This window comes from Nocardioides abyssi (genome assembly GCF_030412915.1).
Classification (GTDB): domain Bacteria; phylum Actinomycetota; class Actinomycetes; order Propionibacteriales; family Nocardioidaceae; genus Nocardioides; species Nocardioides abyssi.
In genome coordinates this window covers 1-235 of sequence record NZ_JAUHJR010000249.1, presented here as the reverse complement: position 1 = coordinate 235, position 235 = coordinate 1, and the positions used below count along the sequence as shown (strand labels likewise).

The 235-nt window shown below is 73.6% G+C and carries 1 protein-coding gene; it reads left to right on the top strand.

Features of this window, described 5'->3' with window-relative positions:
- The coding region (locus QWY29_RS21380) for an RpiB/LacA/LacB family sugar-phosphate isomerase (RefSeq protein ID WP_300963092.1) at positions 1-235 on the top strand (235 nt) is incomplete at both ends.

Sequence of the window (235 nt, the reverse complement as noted above, 5' to 3'; positions counted from 1 at the left end):
GCCGCCGAGGCGGTCGCGGCCGAGCGGGTCGCGGGGGAGGACTCCCTGGGCGTGGTCATCGGCGGCTCCGGCAACGGCGAGCAGATGGCGGCCAACAAGGTCCAGGGCGTGCGCGGCGCGCTGGTGTGGTCGGAGGAGACGGCCGTGCTGGCCCGCGAGCACAACGACGCCAACGTCGTCTCGGTCGGCGGGCGGATGCACTCGGTCGAGGACATGACGCGCTTCGTCGAGGTCT